Below are 16,012 nucleotides of genomic sequence, written 5' to 3'. Positions count from 1 at the left end.
TAGTTTCTCCTTTTGGGTACAAGAATAGCCCTGGCAGAAAAAAATAAGCAGATGATGGCTACGAAGTCTGATGATTATCTCTTGTAATCTGCTTTCATCCGGGATAATATTAATATATGAGCAATCATTCATATGTTTTACAGAAAGGGGTCATTTTATGAATAACCACAATCATCCGGGTCATTCCCATGAACATCAACCGCATCACCAACAGCATGGGCATGTACATAATGAAGGGCATGGGCACAGCCATTCCGGCCACTCCCACTCCCATGCGCCAGATAACAAGAAGGGCCTATTGATCGCTCTGATCATTACCGGAGGTATTATGTTCCTCGAGTTTTTCGGAGGACTGGTCACAGGCAGTCTTGCTCTGCTCTCCGACTCCGGGCATATGTTGAGTGACACCGCCTCTCTGGCCTTAAGCCTGGTGGCGATGATTGTCGCCGTCAGACCGCCCTCATTGAAGAATTCCTACGGCTTCTACCGATTTGAAATTATGGCCGCCTTGTTCAACGGAGTTACACTGTTTGTCATTGCCGGATTTATTATATGGGAGGCTTGGCAGCGGTTTTTTGCACCGCCGGCGGTAGCAAGCGGCACTATGATGATTATTGCGGCTGTAGGGCTCCTGGCCAATCTGATCAGTGCCTGGTCCCTTATGCGCAAGAGCGACACCAAAGAGAACATCAATATCCGCAGCGCCTATCTGCATATTATGGGCGATGCCCTTGGCTCTGTGGGCGCACTGCTTGCCGGATTAATTATGAATCTGTTCTCGTGGTACATCGCCGACCCCATCATCAGCGTACTGGTGGCCCTGCTTATCCTTAGAGGAGCCTGGGGTGTTCTGAAGCAGGCCTTTCATATCTTAATGGAGGGGACACCTGCTGCCATTAATACAGAGGAGATCAAAGAGGCTTTGCTCCGCATCGACGGCGTCATCGGCGTCCATGACCTGCATGTCTGGACCATCACTTCCGGGCTTGATGCGCTCAGCGGGCATCTGCTGATCAGGGATACCGCCGACCCTCATAGCATTCTTCAGCAGGCCGTCGATCTTGTGGAGGACCAATTCGCAATTCAACACGCCACGCTGCAGATCGAGAATTCCTCCCTGAAACACAGGGAGCTTAAAGTGTAACTAAGAAGAAACGGCTTCTATCAAGCGGAAACGGCTTCGCCGTCTATAAATTCTTATATTTTTAGAAAAAAAGGGTGCTCCGCAGCCATTTGGCTTGCAGAGCACCCTATCATCTATTCATGCCGGATATGCTCATGGGTCTGCAGAAAAATCTGCTCCACATGCGCGTCATTCAGCGAATAATATACGGTTTTGCCTTCCTTGCGGCGTTTGACAATCCGCAGATTACGCAGATAGCGAAGTTGGTGGGATACCGCCGACTGTCCCATATCCAGTATGGATGACAAATCATGCACACACAGTTCCCTTTGCGACAGGGCATAAATCATCCGTACTCTTGTAGGGTCGCCCAGTGCCTTGAACATCTCCGCCATTTTATCCGTTGTCCCGCGGTCAGGCAGGATTAACGCCATAGATTCCGGTTCCAGCTCCGAACCGTTGCATGTATTGTCGCATTCTTCGAGTGCCGCTGGCTCCATGCTCTCGCCCTCCTCCATCTATTTCATCCGGCCATACCGATAGTTAATCGAAGCTTCTACGATTAATTATAGCAAAACTTTATCTGATGTCCATGGAGAAGGCCGGTATGGGAAGACTTGCAATTAGCATGAAGCACCGTGTTTAGACGGCTTTGCGCCAGAAGGAGAATAGACCTGCCGCCATAAAGATAATCAGACTGCCGAATACTACAAGCATCAGACTTTCCATTGGCAAATTAAAGGCCCCGAATTTTTCCTTTCCAAAAGGCGACATCGCCAGCAGCGGTTGAACCCAAGGGTAATACGGCCCGTAAGTGGATGAATTGGCGATTAGCATATTAGGGATGGTTAAGCTCACATTCAGCGCCAGAGGTGCGCCAAAGCTGCTCCAGTTCAGGGATACCGCCATTTGCAGCGCGGCCAGCGGTAAGCAGGCGAACCAGCCGCCAAAAACACTGGACACAAAAAGCATCCAAGGTACAGGCCCATCCACCCCGCGCACCACACCCACACCCATCAGCGCCACAAAAAACAGCAACTGTACAGCAGCCAGCAGGCCCATAACCATAGTATATTTTGCAAAATATACAGAAGAACGCGTCACGGGCAGCGAGAGCAGCATTTTCCAGCCGCCGTCAACATGCTCGGTTCGGCAGATTAATGCCGCGAAAATACCCGTGAGTATCGGAAGAAATAACAAAGCATGAGCCATTGACATGACACCAAGCAGTACCTGCCAGGTGATAGGCCTACCCTCCTCCTCCATATTGGCGAGTGCTCCAATGAATACGGCGATCACCGGACTGCCTATAACCAGCAGCCAAATGAAGGATTTGGATATCTTCAGTCTTTCTGCGGACAGAACTCTCCAGAAGATTGCCATATCAATTCACATCCTTTCGCGCGAAATGCAGGGCTCCCGGCAGCAGTAGCAGCAGTCCCAGCATCAGCCCAGCCCCGCTAAACAACCAGGGCCGGGGAGCGCTCCAGGCCATAATAGGCCAGGATAACGGAAACCATTCGGACAGAGACGCCGAGAAAAGGCTCCCCAGCGATAGGGTAATGCCGCACGAAACGGGCAGGGTCTGGTTGCGGCTGGACAGGGAGAGCCATAGCTGCAAGGAGATCACAGGCAACGCCGCAGCATAGGAGGCGAACCCGATTTGCATCACCTTCGCATAGGGAACCGGCTGATCGCCGAAACCGAGCAGATATCCTAAACCTACCGTCCCCACGGACAGCAGGAGGCAGGAGACGGCCACAAGCAGCAGACACAGCAGCAGCTTGGACATAAATACGGCGGTCCGGGAGATAGGCAGCGCCAGCAGTTGCTTCCATGAGCTCGTCTGATGCTCTACATTCGCCATGAGCGAGCAGATCAGCGTGCCACCCAAGTAGAGTGCTACCGGTACGAAATTAGCCACATTATCCAGCAATCCCCCCCATAGATCAGAGTGGTACTGCTTCGTCAGATAATCATAACGGATTCCGAAGTTCAACCCCTGCATGGCAAGGAGCCCAATCGGGCCAAGGAAGACCAGGAACCACAAGCCTTTACCCCGGATTTTTAGCCAATCCGCCGAGAACGAACGCCACATCATAAGGACTGGCCTCCTTCGACTACCTGAAGGAAGAATTCTTCCAGCGATTGTCTGTGCTCCTCGATCCGGTAGATCGCATGGCCGTTCTCGACCAGTTCCTTGATCAGCAGCGCCACCCGGGCATCGCTCATCCGGGGCAGGGTGATACGTCCTTCCTGGAGCGTGCCTGAGCAGCCGCGCCGCCCGGCGAGAATCAGCGCTTCTTCCGGCTCGGATACGGCGATACGGAGGTCACCTGCCGCCTGCTGCTGCAGGTGGGCAATCGTATCCTGGTAGACCATCTGTCCGGAACGGATGATTCCTACGGTTCCAGCCATCTGTTCAATCTCGCTGAGCAGGTGGCTCGACACCAGGACCGTGATCCCCTCTTCTACGGGCAGACGCTTGATCAGCGAGCGAATCTCCTGTATACCTGACGGATCGAGACCATTGGTGGGCTCATCCAGAATCAGCAGTTCCGGGCTTCCCAGCAGCGCAGCGGCAATACCAAGCCGCTGCTTCATGCCGAGCGAGAAGCCCTTCACAGGCCGCTTTTCTTCCCCTGTTAGAGAAACGATGTCCAGCACTTCAGCTATACGCGACTTCGGTACGTCAAGAATGCGGCGGATGGCTTCCAGATTGTCCAGAGCGCTCAAATGGCCGTAATAAGACGGCGATTCCACCAATGACCCCACCTTGCGCAGAATTTGCAGCTTATTCCGCCGAAGCCCCTGCCCAAAAATTTCAATGCTTCCCGAAGTTGGCTTAATCAGGCCCAGCAGCATGCGGATTGTCGTAGTTTTGCCTGCACCATTTGGACCGAGGAAGCCATAGATCTCCCCTTTGCCTATATTCAGGTTCAAATGCTCCACCGCAGCCCGGCCGCGGTATTCCTTTACTAAGTCCCTTGTTTCAATCACTGTTTCCTTCATTCTCTTCACCTCGGTAATTAGCATAACGTCCCAAGGTTAAAAGCATGGCGGCAGCAAGTTTAAGTTTCGTTTAAAATTCCATCCGAAGGGCTTAGTATTACAATACTTGTGCCTTGTCTTGTACTGTCAACCTTCCATTCCAGCTTCATCCGCTTAATCAGCAGATCGACGATGGACAAGCCCAGGCCTGCACCTTTGGACTCGGAGCCGCTGCCCAGGCCGCGGCCGTGGTCGCTGATCACGATCAGGCGCTGATCGTCTATAACCTCCAGCTTTACGCTTACATAGAGGCCGCTCCGTGCATGGCGTACAATGTTTTGAAACAGATTATCTAGAATGCGGCGGAACCAGCTCTCATCAACAGTCCAATACAGCGGTTCAGCTTCCAGGTCCATTTCAATCTGGAATCCTTCCTTCTCCCACAGCGGATACCATGCCGCAGCACACTCCCGCAGCAGTCTCAGTACATCCTTGCGCTCCAGGTTCAGCGTCATCCGCCCGCTGCTTAGCAGATTATAGGACAGCAGATTGTCGATCAGCCCGCTAAGACTGTCGATCCGTTCATCCATCAGCTTCAGCGATTCCTGGCCCCGGGGCGTCAGAGCTTCCTTACCCAGAACATGAAGATGGCTGCGGATGACGGTAAGGGGAGTGCGCAGATCATGCGACAAGTCCGCAACGAGACGCTTGCGCAGGCCTTCCTCTTCCGCCTCTCTCCCCCGGCTGGCGGCAAGCTCGGTTACCATGGTATTAAAGGCTGTCTCCAGACGGCCGATTTCATCAGACTTCCCCGGAACAATCGATCGGGGTAAGCCAGCTTCTCCTGTGAAGACCATGGCCGTCTCGAGACGCAGCAGCCTTTTGCGGATTTGGATAAAGAACAGCAAAGATACTATAATGAACCCTGTAAATAATACAAGCATGACTATCGTGAACCATGAACTGAAGCCATCAACAGAAGTCTGATCCTTAACGGCGGCAGGAATTTGCATGACCATGAAGCCTTCTCCTGCTTCCGCCTGATCCCCCACGAAAGCTACAATAGAGAGCGGCTCCAGGTTATTACTCTTTTTCATGAAGGAAATCGCTTCTGCAGCGGTCCACTGTGAGGGGACGGAGTACCGTTCATTCTGTTGCCATAGCTTTGGATCGACAGATTCCAGCAACAGTCTGGTTTGCCCCTCTCCATCTACCCAGAACATCACAGCCAGGCTGTAGGTGGAGCTTAACGCCCGTAGCCGCTCATTGATGAACTCAGGTGGTTTGCCAAGAAGCTCCTTTGCTTCCTTATGCCAGGTGTTCTCTAGTGCATTAATATTGTCATACTGTTCATATTTCTCCGGTGGCTGTTCCCGGGTCATTCCATTGAAAAGGCTATACATTCCTATGGTTAACGGAACAACAACGGGAATTAACAGCAGTGCGGCTATAATAATCAGCAAGTAACGGGAGAGGAGCGAGCTGTGCAGGTTACGGAAACGGCTTTTTATCCTCATGCTCTTACCCGGTAGCCGATCCCCCGGACCGTCTCAATAATCTCCGGCGCGGCAGGATCAAGCTCCAGCTTCTCGCGCAGGTAGCGGATATGCACCATGAGTGTCTTGTCACCCTCCATATAGCTCTCTCCCCAGACCGCCTCATAGATCTGTTCCTTCGTCAGGATCTGGCCGAGATGGCGCAGCAAATACGAGAAAATCTGAAACTGCTTGCCGGTTAGCAGAATTTCCTTCCCGCTGTCTGCCTCTATAATCCGGTTGTCTCCTTCGTATACCATCAGATGCTTCAGCGTCAGCGGTATGGACATGGCTGCTCCCGTCCGTCTTAATAACACCTCAATCCGCGCGGCCAGCTCATCGGGGTGAAAAGGCTTGGTTAAATAATCATCGGCGAACTCCAGGCCCTGAAGCTTATCATCAATGGACGTGCGGGCAGAGAGCATCAGGATGGGCAGATTCGGAAAAGCCCGCTTCAGCCGCTGCCCGACGGTGAAGCCATCCAGACCCGGCAGCATGACATCGAGAATCGCCAGTTGGCAGCCTGCGGCTGCCTCTGCTGCACCCTCCCCGTTCTCCAGCCAGCGGACAGCATACCCCCGGTCCCTCAGATCCGCGGAAACTGCGATTCCGATGTCCCTGTCATCTTCAACATACAGCAGCGTAACACTCATTAGCTTCAAATCCTTTCTCCTTCATTCGGCAAAACAAGTAGAAACGGCTTCGCCGTCCTTTTAAGGGACGGTATCCGTTTCAGCGAGAAATAGAAGGATGATTTATAGCGTAAAACATATAAATCCTTATATTCAAGAAATCCCCGGGGCAGCACAGAGAAACATCTGCGCACCCGAGGATGAATAAACTACCTATTATGCAATGTGTCCAAAACGGGCCGGCGGCTTGTCTGACGGTTTGCCCAGCAGATATCCCTGTCCAAGGTCCATGCCGATATCCCGGCAGAACAGAAACTCTTCCCGCCGCTCAATACCTTCAGCCAGCACCTTGGCTCCACAATCCCATGCCCGGTTCATGATATCCCGGATGATCCGCTGTTTCGCGTCATCCTGGTCACAGAAGCTGATTAGCCCGCGGTCAATTTTGACATAATCCGGCCTCAGGCTCGTCATAACCTCTACCGTGGAATGGCCGGCACCGACATCGTCCAGTGCAACCAGCAGGCCCTGTTTGCGATATTCGCTAAAAATATCCTGCAGATGAGGGATATTTGCAATCTTTTCCGTCTCCACGACCTCAAACACAAAGTCCCCCGGGATCTGGCCCAGACGTCTGATGGCTTCAAAGGTGTGAGTCAGACAATACTTAGGATTGTAGATGGAGGAGGGCAAAAAATTAACAAACCGCTTGATCCCCTTTGGCAGCAGCCTTGAGCTGGTCTCAATGGCCGATATGCGCGCAGCCCGGTCAAGAAAAGAATGAAATCCGGTCTGCCTGGCAATCTCAAACAGCTCGTAGGGTTTAAAAGATGCGCTCCCCGGAAGCGGCCGCAGCAAGAGCTCAAAGCCCACAATCACCTCATTGAAATCCACAATAGGCTGCATATGGCTGCAGAAATTGTGATTGGCAATGATGGCAATCAGATTCTCACTGGTAAATCTGACCTTCAGCTGCTCCAGCGTAAGCCACCGCTCCACCAACATCCGGGCAGTCCGGCCGTTAAGGCTTACCGACAATTCTAGACCCAACTCCTGCTGAAGCTGGTCCAGCCGTTCCAGAAGCCGCAAGAGTTCCTCACGGGATCCATATGTAATCTTACCTGCGTCTTGTACGCCTTCAACCGCGTAACCCTCAGCCTTTACAGCGGTAACGAGGGGAAGTGTGCATGGCCTGAATTTCAAATCCCCTTCGTCTTCCACCGGTTCAATTGGAGAACAGTCGATGCAGCTCATGGAATCCCCTCCACCCCTCATGATGTCGATACTGCTTATAAGGCAAAGTATAACATGATTTCCCATAGGCCAGCCATGGCTCCTGAGACAAAATCCCCCTCAGTTTTTCGAGTAAGATATACGTGGACGCATACCTTGGACGACCCGCGAACAGAACTCTGTTCGGGTTGCTGTTGAACTGGAGGCAGGAGCTTTGAGGCTTGAGGCTTGAGGCTTGAACAATGTCAGTTTGTACACCTAATTCAAGCATAATCCTCCCATACGGCCGTTTTCAGTAGAATTAGTTTTACTTTTTCCCACATAGGGTACTCTATATGCCGAATGAGTCGGATTAGTGAGCTTTTTTCCACTAAAAATGATAGTCCCCTCATCAGGTGTTTCCAATTTCAAACTATATAGTGGAGAGATCTTGAATGGGGCTTACAAGTTCTACAACCCACCTGAAAACGCAAAGCAGCGATTCCCCAATAACGGCAGAATCGCTGGTTTACGTTCTTCTTTTTCAAGTATCAACAAATAACTTTCCTACTTGCCGGAGACCGCCACCGAGCCTTCCCAGACACCATGTTGCTGGTCCTTGCCCATATACTCTATCCGTGTCGGCTTCAGCTCCAGGATCACATAGTCGGGGTCATCCGGACCCTTGAACCATTTCTCCAGCTCTTTGTTCCATACTTTGGACCGCAGGCCCTCATCCTTGGTGACGGCAACGGTGGCTTCAATTTCAAGCACATCTTTGCCGCCGCCCTGTTCATATCCAAGCAGCAGAAAAGCATTCGGATTATCCTCAAGCTCCTCTACCTTATGCGTTTGGCGGTTGGTAGCCAAATAAATGTGAAGCCCGTCATGAAATACCGCCATATAACGCACCTTAGGCTTGTTGCCGGCTTCTATCGTACCGAAGGATCCGAACTTGTTGTCATCCAGCACCTTGATGATCGTCTGCTCCAGCTCTCTGTTATCCATTGACGAAACAGCTCCTTTCTATTCATGTGAATATAAGTTTATATATCCACGTCCGCAGTTTGGATTTATGATAAAACCGTTGCTTATAGTAGTGTACCCGTTCAGAGGGTATTGAATCCCGCGTCCAGCCATAAACTCATTACAGAAGGAGCTTCCTACTTGAAAAAATTGATCTGGATCGGCTGCCTCTCCTACTTTGTCATTGGACTGGCCCACGTGGTTATGGGCTCGATTCTTCCCGTTCTGCTGCAGCATTATGACCGCAATTACAGCGCTGGCGGCGAGCTGATCTTCAGTCAATTCGCCGGATTCCTGGCCGGCGTGCTAATCTCGCCGCTGCTGAACCGCCGCTTCGGCAAACGGGGTGGTCTGCTGATCGCCACCGGTCTGCTGGTATGTGCGGAAACCGCCTATGCTTTTCTCCCGCCATGGGGCTGGATGTATGTCATCGCCGTGGCCGCAGGCTTTGGCTTCGGCATGATTGAAGCCGTCATCGGCACCATCATTATAGCAGCTGTCACGGAGGGAACTGCAGTGGCCATGAGCCGGCTGGAGGTGCTGTTCGGCGTAGGCGCGCTCGTGATGCCGCTGGCTGCAAGCCCGCTCATTGCAGCCGGCTCCTGGAGGCTGGCCTTCCTGATCGTCGCGGCCTCTGCACTGATCTCTCTGCTGTTCTGGGCCAAGGGCGGATTCGGCCGCCTCCAGAGCGTACTCGACGAACGCCCCCCTCGCAGAGAACGGGGCGCTAAGCGCCTGCGTTCAAGAAAGCTTCCCTATAAAGACAGGCAGTGGATACTGCTCAGCCTGTTCATAGTTTTCTTCTTTCTCTACGTCGGTACGGAGATGAGCCTCGTCAACTTCATGCCGGCGATCTTCATAACCAAACTCGGCATGAGTGACGCTTCGGCGGCCCTAACGGTCACCTTCTTCTGGCTGGCGATGTCTGCGGGACGGCTGTACGCCGGGGTTCTGGCTGAGCGGATCTCCTATCGGAGATATGTGCTGGCCAGTTGCTTCGCCACTGTACTGCTGCTGGCGATCTTCCCGTTCGCCTCGCAGCGCGTTGCCGCTTTTGCTGTACTGGCGCTGCTCGGTCTATGCATGTCAGGCATCTTCTCCATAGCGCTCGTCTTCTCCAGCAAGCTGCTGCCAGGAGCCGAGGAATCCACTCCCAGCATTATGATCGCTTCCGGCGGGATCGGCGGCGCGGTGCTGCCGCTTGCCACCGGCTGGTCCATGGATCATCTGCAGATCGCCCAGACCTCTGGACTGCTGGCCGCTTGTGCCGCTGTGCTGTTCCTGCTTAGCGTGGCAGCCTGGAAAATAGGGTAATATAATTCGTGTAATTATCCTTCGTGCAAGGGTGGGACCTATTCATGCCTGAACTTATCCCTATTGCTTCTGAACCAACACTTCATACCGCCCTGCTGCAGTTCATCTTCCCCTTCTCTATCAAGGACGGTGAAGATATGAAGCTGATCGAACATCTGACACAAGAAGGATTCACCCGGTTTTTTCTTGACAACAAAGAACTGGAGGACGCTTATTACGGCGAAGGCTACTCTGTTTCCCATGAAAAGATGGAGCGGAGCTACCTCCCGTTTGCCGCCCATGTGCTATTCCCCCGCGAGAAGGACAAGGATTCCTTCCGCCGCTTTTCCCGGGCCAATCATTTGCCCTGCAGGATGGATATGCCCGGACAGTCGGTTTATTTTCAAGTGCTCTCGACGGATGTATTCGTCTGCCCTTTTGAACTCGGTTTCCTGACGATCAGAGTCAGCATCGGGGAGAAGCATCTCCCCTTCAGCACCGTCCTTGAGTTCGCCGACCGTTTCCGGACACTGGAGGATGTATCTTTTCGGGACAAACTAACCTCCATCCACTGTCATGACCGTTCCTTTGATCAGGTGGAGGATTTTGTGTTCAGGAATGTAGTGGGCGGACTGGAGCCTTTTCTCGACCCTTCGGAAATCAATGGCGCCTATTTTGAAACTTTGCCGTTCTTTGTGGATGAGAGAATGCTGGTTCAGGCTTTTTACGGCTTTGACCGGCAGGAGGACAAGGAAAATGAGATTAGCATGGAATTGCTGTACCGAGCTTCCCAGCTGGATGGTATGACCCTGGGAGGCAAGCCATACATCAGTGCCAGCGATCCTGGGTATATTCGGGACTATTGCGGGGAGCACTGTTATAGCCGCTGGGGGCCGGACACCTATTACATGACGAATGAGCAGACGTTCTGCTGCCTGAGCCTGGCTGAATCCGGGGTAGCCACCCAGCTCATTAATCAGATGTATGGAGAATATTATTACGGGCTGCTGCTGAGCATATTTCATAAAATCGTTCTGCTGAAGCTGGCCAACATCCACTCCCGGCTGCGCATTAACCATGATGTGGATGAAATTGAGAACCTGATCTTTATGATCAACAAGTTCTCGGCCAAATTTTATTTTCTGGAGCTCATTTCGCAGTCCCAGGGCCGGGAGATTTTTTTCCAGCTGCGCAAGGTCTACGGGAATGATGCCCTGTTCGATGAGGTCAAAATGACCTTGAATGACCTGTTTCAATACCAGGAGAAATTCCAGGCCAAACGGCGGGACACGCTGCTGATGATCCTGACGGTGTTCACAGTGGTGAGCGGTATTTATGGCATGAATCAGGTGATCGAGGACCTTAAAGGTAAGATTGACTGGAGCAAGATGCTGGAGTATTCCCCATTTGAATATCTGGCGCTGTTCGTTGCATTTACGGGGATCGCTGTCAGTATCGGCCTGAGCCTGAAGCAGCTGTGGAACGGAATCCGCAGCCGCCGCAGAAAAAGAAAAAGAGTTCAGGGATATGACTGACAAACCTATAAAAAAGAGAACCCGCTGATCTACAGCAGGTTCTCGAGTTCCCGGCAGGCTTCCGCATACGCAGAGACAAGCTTAGGCACCAGCAGCGCCTTCAGCCAGACAATATAATTAATAAATAGAAGCGGGCTGTCCAGCGCCACACTTTGCGCCAGATACCGTAAATGATATAGTGAATCCTGCATGGTTCTTGCCATTCCGGAAGGGCCGAATCTTTGCCGCAACTCGGGCTGGCGTTCATACTGACGCAAAGTGACTTCTTCAGCCAACTGTTCCGCTAGCACCTTCAGCCGTTCTCCGGCATTTTGCTGATCAGTGAGCATAGGGTCACTCCTTTTTCGAAACATAATTGTAAAGTATTAATCTTATTATATAACATATGGTAAGTCTACCCAGCGTGCCTGGCAGTGCCTGAGCGGATTGCTGGAATCCGGGGCCACTACTGGACAACCCCGAAGGGGACCGCTATAATACAGCGTAAGAACACAGCAACACCCATAACTTCATAGTACCAGGGGGGCTGGAATTGGCCGGCTGAGAGTGTATCCCACACAGATACTGACCCTTATACCTGATCTGGATAATGCCAGCGTAGGAATCACCACCCGCATTCAGTCATTTTGGCTAAGCGGCCACCTAACGCAATTGCTGGCGTCCCGATCTTCGGGGCGCTTTTTTTGGTATGGACATCATCAGAGTTCGGAAGACTGGGTTAGCTGGAAGGAGAGAAGAATAGAAATGGGAGTCAAAAAAGCACTAATGCTCTGCATCAGCTGCATGCTGGTCATCGTCATGGCCGGGTGCGGCAGTAATACTGCGAATTCCGGCGGGAATAGCGCCGCTCCAGCCGGGGACAGCACCGCCGCGCCGGAAGCAACCGCAGCAGGAACGGACGCGCCTAAGGAACTGACTAAGATCAAGGTCGCGCTGGACTGGACGCCGAATACGAACCATACCGGCCTCTATGCAGCCAAAGAGCTGGGATATTACAAGGAGGAAGGCCTGGATGTAGAAATTGTACAGCCGGGTGCGGCGGGAGCCGACACGATGGTCACCTCAGGCGAAGCCGCTTTTGGCATCAGTGCCCAGGAGGCGCTCACTCTGGCCCGTCTGCAGGATGTGCCGCTCGTCTCCATCGCCGCCATCATCCAGCATAATACCTCAGGGTTTGCCGCCCCGAAGGACCGCAATATCAAGACACCAAAGGATTTCGAAGGCAAAACCTACGGCGGCTGGGGTTCCCCGGCTGAAGAAGCTGCCATGAAGGCGATCATGGACCCTGAAGGCGGCGATGTTAAAAAGGTGAAGCTGGTCAATATCGGCGAAGCTGATTTCTTCACCGCCGTGAAACGTGACATCGATTTTGCCTGGATATTCTACGCCTGGACCGGTATTGAAGCCGAGCTGCGCGGTGAACCGCTGGACATGCTGTATTTGAAGGATTACGCGCCTCAACTGGATTACTACACCCCGGTGCTGACCACGAGCGAGAAGGAAATCGCTGAGCATCCAGAGCTGGTGAAGGCGTTCCTTGCAGCTACCTCCAAAGGTTATCAATATGCGATCGACAAGCCGGAAGAAGCTGCCGCCATCCTCTCGAAGGCTGTGCCGGATCTGGACCCCAAGCTCGTCCTGGCCAGCCAGAAATGGCTCAGCCCGAAATATAAGGACGATGCCTCCAGATGGGGAGAGCAGAAAGCCGAGGTCTGGAAGAATTACGCCGACTGGATGTACGGTCTGAAGCTGCTGGACAAACCACTGGATACCGCTTCAGCGTTCACGAATGAATATCTGCCGGAGAGCAAGTAATCTTACACTGCAAGTTTTACAATACCCAACCTGAAAGGATCTGATTGATATGGCAAACACCCTGCTCAGCGTTCAAGTCATTCCTAAAACTCCGAATAACGAGGATTCTATTCCTTATGTAGATAAGGCCATTGAGGTCATTCAGCAATCCGGCGTGAAGCACCAGGTGAATCCGCTCGAAACCACGATGGAGGGCGAACTCAGCGATTTGCTTGAGGTGGTACGCCAAATGCATGAAGCGCTGATCGCAGCGGGTAGCCCCAGCGTCATCTCACAAATCAAGATCGCCCATAACCCCAGCGGAATCAGCATGGATAAACTGACGGAAAAATACCGGCCGTGAGATCGTACTGGAACCAAATCTGGCCGCCCCTTGTGGCGGTCATCTTTTTTCTGGGCGTATGGCAATTGGCGGTTTCCGTACTTCATGTCCCTTCCTGGATGCTGCCAAGCCCCGGCGATATCGCCCGCGAATCCCGGGGTAATGCTTCCGGCATTTGGGCACATACGGCTGCTACGCTGCGGCTGACCCTAATCGGCTTCCCGATTGGTACAGGTGTGGGCCTGATTGTAGCTCTATTGCTGCATTTGGTGCCTTGGCTGAAAAGAGCGCTGTATCCGCTGCTGATTCTCAGCCAGAATGTACCCTCCATCGCCCTCGGGCCGCTGCTGATTATCTGGTTCGGGTTCGGACTGCTGCCCAAAATCGTACTCATCACACTCGTCTGCTTCTTCCCGGTTGCCGTTGCCGCCATGGGCGGGCTGGCCCAAAGCGACCGGATCATGATGAACTATATGAAAATGGCTGGGGCCAGCAAGTGGCAGATCTTCTCAAAGCTAGAGCTGCCCGGTTCTCTGCCAGCCCTGTTCTCCGGCCTTAAGATCTCCGCAACCTATGCAGTAATGGGCGCTGTGGTTGCCGAGTGGATCGGCGCAGACAAGGGCATTGGCTATTACATGCTGCTGCAGAAGGCCTCCTACCGCACAGACCGGATGTTCGTTGCCATCGTAATTATTGTTCTTCTTAGTCTGGTGCTGTTTGCCCTGATCGCACTTCTGGAGAAGTGGCTGGTTCGCTGGAAGCCGCGCAAGACCTCTTGATACTTAAGCTTTCTGGAAAGGAGGATGAATCATTTTGTTAGCAGGCCATCCTAACTTGAACACCTTGGAACAGGCTTCCTCCGCGTACATGCCGGGAGCTAAAGGCGCGCATCACGCCCTGAATGTAGACGGCGTATCCAAAGCTTTCTTCCACCGCCGCCGTGAGACCCGCGTGCTCGACAATGTATCACTAACGGTTGAGCCCCAGGAATTCGTCTCCATTGTCGGCCCGTCCGGGTGTGGTAAAAGCACCTTGTTCCACATCATCGGCGGCCTGGAGCTGCCCGATACCGGAACGGTAAGCATGGGCGGCAAGAACGTCACCGGGCAGCGCGGAGAGATCAGCTATATGCCTCAGCAGCCTGCACTGTTCCCGTGGCGGACCATCGAGGACAACGTTCTGCTTGCCGGTGAGCTGAAAGGCGAACCGAAGGCCGAAGCACGGGCATCCGCCCGCCACTGGCTGGACAAGGTCGGCTTGGGCGGGTTCGAACGCGCCTATCCGCATATGCTGTCGGGCGGTATGCAGCAGCGGGCAGCCTTCCTTCGGGCGCTGCTCGCGCCGCAGGAGTTAATGCTGCTGGACGAGCCGTTCAGCGCGCTGGATGCGCTGACCCGTGAGCAGATGCAGCGCTGGCTGCTGGAGCTGTGGGAAGAAAACCGCCGTTCTGTACTATTCATTACCCATAATATCGAGGAAGCACTCCTTCTCTCCAGCCGTATTTATGTTTTCTCGGGGCGGCCCGGCTCCGTCCTGCATATCGTTGATGTTCCCTTCCCGCGTCCGCGGCGCGGGGAATTAACCGATTCTCTGGAATTTCTACAGCTCAGACGCGAGCTGTCGGAATGGATGCGCGAGGAGCAGGCGAGGACTACCCGGTAAACGAAGCGTTACAGGCTGCGTCCACGCAACATGCCAGGCCGCATCCACGTAGCATGCCGGGCCGCGTCCACGTAGCATGCCGGGCCGCGTCCACGTAGCATGCCGGGCCGCATCTACGCAGCATGCCGGGTCGCATCCATTCGCAGCTTGCCGGCCGCATTTCATTCGCAGCATGCCGGGCCACGTTCCATCGCAGCATGCCGGGTCGCATCCATTCGCAGCTTGCCGGCCGCATCCATTCGCGCTTGCCGGGCCGCGTTTCATTCGCAGCACGCGGGCCAACTTGCGTTTCACCCGTTTGAAATGCATTGGCTGTCTTTTCTCAACTACAACAAATAAGCCCGGCCCCCTATGATGAGGGGCCGGGCCTATTGAATATGTCCCGTTGAAAATTAGTGGGAAATTGTACACTTATTTCTGCGCATAACAAGCATAGAGTGCGCTTATTTGGAAAAAGTATACCTATTTCAGCGTTCAAGCCCAGTCTAGGACCCCGTGGCCAGAATTAAGTGTACAAAATCCCACTAAACCCTGAAAACGCTGAAATCCCGCCAGATTAAGGGTATAAATGGACTTCCGTCAAGAAAGTGGACATAAAAAAATAGATTTATGCGGTCTTTTTCTTTTTGAACTTCGCTGCAAATTGGACAGGGGAAAGATAACCCAGTGCACTGTGGATTCGCTTGCGGTTATAAAAAAACTCAATATACTGGAACATCTCATCCTGCGCTTGCTGTTTTGTTTTGAATTTGGTGCAATAGACAAACTCTTTCTTTAGGATGCTATGAAAGGATTCGATACAGGCATTGTCATAGCAATTCCCCTTGCGGCTCATGCTCGCCTTCATACGGTATTTGTTCAGGCGT

At 52.9% G+C, this 16,012-nt stretch carries 17 protein-coding genes and 1 riboswitch; of the genes, 7 read left to right on the top strand and 10 right to left on the bottom strand.

Annotated features, from left to right (window positions below; translation table 11 throughout):
• Positions 1 to 157 precede the first annotated feature (157 nt).
• Entirely contained in the window at positions 158 to 1,144 is a 987-nt protein-coding gene (locus A3842_RS13405; RefSeq protein WP_074101750.1) for a cation diffusion facilitator family transporter, read from the top strand.
• A gap of 113 nt (positions 1,145 to 1,257) precedes the next feature.
• Here A3842_RS13405 and A3842_RS13400 read toward each other — a convergent pair whose 3' ends face one another.
• The 8 genes from A3842_RS13400 to A3842_RS13365 form a co-directional block, all read right to left on the bottom strand.
• Positions 1,258 to 1,623, bottom strand: a complete 366-nt coding sequence (locus A3842_RS13400) for an ArsR/SmtB family transcription factor (protein ID WP_025705626.1) — start codon at positions 1,621 to 1,623, stop codon at positions 1,258 to 1,260.
• Between the two features lie 142 nt (positions 1,624 to 1,765).
• Positions 1,766 to 2,506 (bottom strand): ABC transporter permease, encoded by a 741-nt coding sequence (locus tag A3842_RS13395; RefSeq protein WP_074101749.1) that lies wholly within the window; start codon positions 2,504 to 2,506, stop codon positions 1,766 to 1,768.
• Between the two features lies 1 nt (position 2,507).
• Complete coding sequence (locus tag A3842_RS13390) at positions 2,508 to 3,224, bottom strand: ABC transporter permease (RefSeq protein WP_074101748.1); 717 nt, start codon at positions 3,222 to 3,224, stop codon at positions 2,508 to 2,510.
• Positions 3,221 to 4,135, bottom strand: a complete 915-nt coding sequence (locus A3842_RS13385; RefSeq protein WP_074086680.1) for an ABC transporter ATP-binding protein — start codon at positions 4,133 to 4,135, stop codon at positions 3,221 to 3,223. The genes A3842_RS13390 and A3842_RS13385 overlap by 4 nt, the downstream gene beginning before the upstream one ends.
• 59 nt (positions 4,136 to 4,194) lie before the next feature.
• Positions 4,195 to 5,631 carry a sensor histidine kinase gene (locus A3842_RS13380; RefSeq protein WP_074101747.1) on the bottom strand — a complete coding sequence of 479 codons (1,437 nt, stop codon included), beginning with the start codon at positions 5,629 to 5,631 and terminating at the stop codon, positions 4,195 to 4,197.
• Positions 5,628 to 6,302: a response regulator transcription factor gene (locus A3842_RS13375; RefSeq protein ID WP_074101784.1), complete on the bottom strand. Its 675-nt coding sequence runs from the start codon at positions 6,300 to 6,302 to the stop codon at positions 5,628 to 5,630. The genes A3842_RS13380 and A3842_RS13375 overlap by 4 nt, the downstream gene beginning before the upstream one ends.
• A 195-nt stretch (positions 6,303 to 6,497) precedes the next feature.
• Positions 6,498 to 7,535 (bottom strand): EAL domain-containing protein, encoded by a 1,038-nt coding sequence (locus tag A3842_RS13370; RefSeq protein WP_074101746.1) that lies wholly within the window; start codon positions 7,533 to 7,535, stop codon positions 6,498 to 6,500.
• Positions 7,536 to 8,060: 525 nt separating this feature from the next.
• Positions 8,061 to 8,501, bottom strand: a complete 441-nt coding sequence (locus tag A3842_RS13365) for a pyridoxamine 5'-phosphate oxidase family protein (RefSeq protein WP_074101745.1) — start codon at positions 8,499 to 8,501, stop codon at positions 8,061 to 8,063.
• A 159-nt stretch (positions 8,502 to 8,660) separates the two neighbouring features.
• Here A3842_RS13365 and A3842_RS13360 point away from each other — a divergent pair, with 159 nt between their 5' ends.
• Positions 8,661 to 9,833, top strand: a complete 1,173-nt coding sequence (locus A3842_RS13360) for an MFS transporter (protein ID WP_074101744.1) — start codon at positions 8,661 to 8,663, stop codon at positions 9,831 to 9,833.
• Positions 9,834 to 9,877: 44 nt separating this feature from the next.
• Positions 9,878 to 11,347 carry a hypothetical protein gene (locus tag A3842_RS13355; RefSeq protein ID WP_074101743.1) on the top strand — a complete coding sequence of 490 codons (1,470 nt, stop codon included), beginning with the start codon at positions 9,878 to 9,880 and terminating at the stop codon, positions 11,345 to 11,347.
• Between the two features lie 29 nt (positions 11,348 to 11,376).
• On the opposite strand, the gene A3842_RS13350 is transcribed toward A3842_RS13355, so the two are convergent.
• The gene (locus A3842_RS13350; RefSeq protein WP_074101742.1) at positions 11,377 to 11,676 is read right to left on the bottom strand and encodes a hypothetical protein; all 300 of its coding nucleotides are present in this window, start codon (positions 11,674 to 11,676) and stop codon (positions 11,377 to 11,379) included.
• Between the two features lie 180 nt (positions 11,677 to 11,856).
• A riboswitch (TPP riboswitch) is annotated at positions 11,857 to 11,968 on the top strand.
• Between the two features lie 123 nt (positions 11,969 to 12,091).
• On the opposite strand from A3842_RS13350, the gene A3842_RS13345 reads away from it, so the two are divergent.
• From A3842_RS13345 to A3842_RS13330, 4 genes are all read left to right on the top strand, one after another.
• Complete coding sequence (locus A3842_RS13345; protein ID WP_074101741.1) at positions 12,092 to 13,162, top strand: ABC transporter substrate-binding protein; 1,071 nt, start codon at positions 12,092 to 12,094, stop codon at positions 13,160 to 13,162.
• Between the two features lie 49 nt (positions 13,163 to 13,211).
• Positions 13,212 to 13,505, top strand: a complete 294-nt coding sequence (locus A3842_RS13340) for a thiamine-binding protein (RefSeq protein ID WP_074101740.1) — start codon at positions 13,212 to 13,214, stop codon at positions 13,503 to 13,505.
• Positions 13,502 to 14,263, top strand: coding sequence for an ABC transporter permease (locus A3842_RS13335; protein WP_074086671.1), 762 nt, complete (start codon positions 13,502 to 13,504; stop codon positions 14,261 to 14,263). The genes A3842_RS13340 and A3842_RS13335 overlap by 4 nt, the downstream gene beginning before the upstream one ends.
• An 88-nt stretch (positions 14,264 to 14,351) precedes the next feature.
• Entirely contained in the window at positions 14,352 to 15,146 is a 795-nt protein-coding gene (locus tag A3842_RS13330; protein ID WP_074101783.1) for an ABC transporter ATP-binding protein, read from the top strand.
• 607 nt (positions 15,147 to 15,753) lie between these two features.
• On the opposite strand, the gene A3842_RS13325 is transcribed toward A3842_RS13330, so the two are convergent.
• The coding region (locus A3842_RS13325) for an IS3 family transposase (protein WP_143186273.1) at positions 15,754 to 16,012 on the bottom strand (259 nt) is incomplete at its 5' end.

The organism is Paenibacillus sp. P3E, assembly GCF_001909045.1.
Lineage (GTDB): Bacteria > Bacillota > Bacilli > Paenibacillales > Paenibacillaceae > Paenibacillus_AQ > Paenibacillus_AQ helianthi.
This window is presented reverse-complemented; position numbering and strand designations above follow the sequence as displayed.

What these genes read in the sequence shown, in the direction of transcription:
- A3842_RS13405 (WP_074101750.1), top strand. Translation starts at nt 158, where the DNA reads ATGAATAACCACAATCATCCGGGTCATTCCCATGAACATCAACCGCAT.
- A3842_RS13400 (WP_025705626.1), bottom strand. Translation starts at nt 1,623, where the DNA reads ATGGAGCCAGCGGCACTCGAAGAATGCGACAATACATGCAACGGTTCG.
- A3842_RS13395 (WP_074101749.1), bottom strand. Translation starts at nt 2,506, where the DNA reads ATGGCAATCTTCTGGAGAGTTCTGTCCGCAGAAAGACTGAAGATATCC.
- A3842_RS13390 (WP_074101748.1), bottom strand. Translation starts at nt 3,224, where the DNA reads ATGATGTGGCGTTCGTTCTCGGCGGATTGGCTAAAAATCCGGGGTAAA.
- A3842_RS13385 (WP_074086680.1), bottom strand. Translation starts at nt 4,135, where the DNA reads ATGAAGGAAACAGTGATTGAAACAAGGGACTTAGTAAAGGAATACCGC.
- A3842_RS13380 (WP_074101747.1), bottom strand. Translation starts at nt 5,631, where the DNA reads ATGAGGATAAAAAGCCGTTTCCGTAACCTGCACAGCTCGCTCCTCTCC.
- A3842_RS13375 (WP_074101784.1), bottom strand. Translation starts at nt 6,302, where the DNA reads ATGAGTGTTACGCTGCTGTATGTTGAAGATGACAGGGACATCGGAATC.
- A3842_RS13370 (WP_074101746.1), bottom strand. Translation starts at nt 7,535, where the DNA reads ATGAGCTGCATCGACTGTTCTCCAATTGAACCGGTGGAAGACGAAGGG.
- A3842_RS13365 (WP_074101745.1), bottom strand. Translation starts at nt 8,501, where the DNA reads ATGGATAACAGAGAGCTGGAGCAGACGATCATCAAGGTGCTGGATGAC.
- A3842_RS13355 (WP_074101743.1), top strand. Translation starts at nt 9,878, where the DNA reads ATGCCTGAACTTATCCCTATTGCTTCTGAACCAACACTTCATACCGCC.
- A3842_RS13350 (WP_074101742.1), bottom strand. Translation starts at nt 11,676, where the DNA reads ATGCTCACTGATCAGCAAAATGCCGGAGAACGGCTGAAGGTGCTAGCG.
- A3842_RS13345 (WP_074101741.1), top strand. Translation starts at nt 12,092, where the DNA reads ATGGGAGTCAAAAAAGCACTAATGCTCTGCATCAGCTGCATGCTGGTC.
- A3842_RS13340 (WP_074101740.1), top strand. Translation starts at nt 13,212, where the DNA reads ATGGCAAACACCCTGCTCAGCGTTCAAGTCATTCCTAAAACTCCGAAT.
- A3842_RS13330 (WP_074101783.1), top strand. Translation starts at nt 14,352, where the DNA reads ATGCCGGGAGCTAAAGGCGCGCATCACGCCCTGAATGTAGACGGCGTA.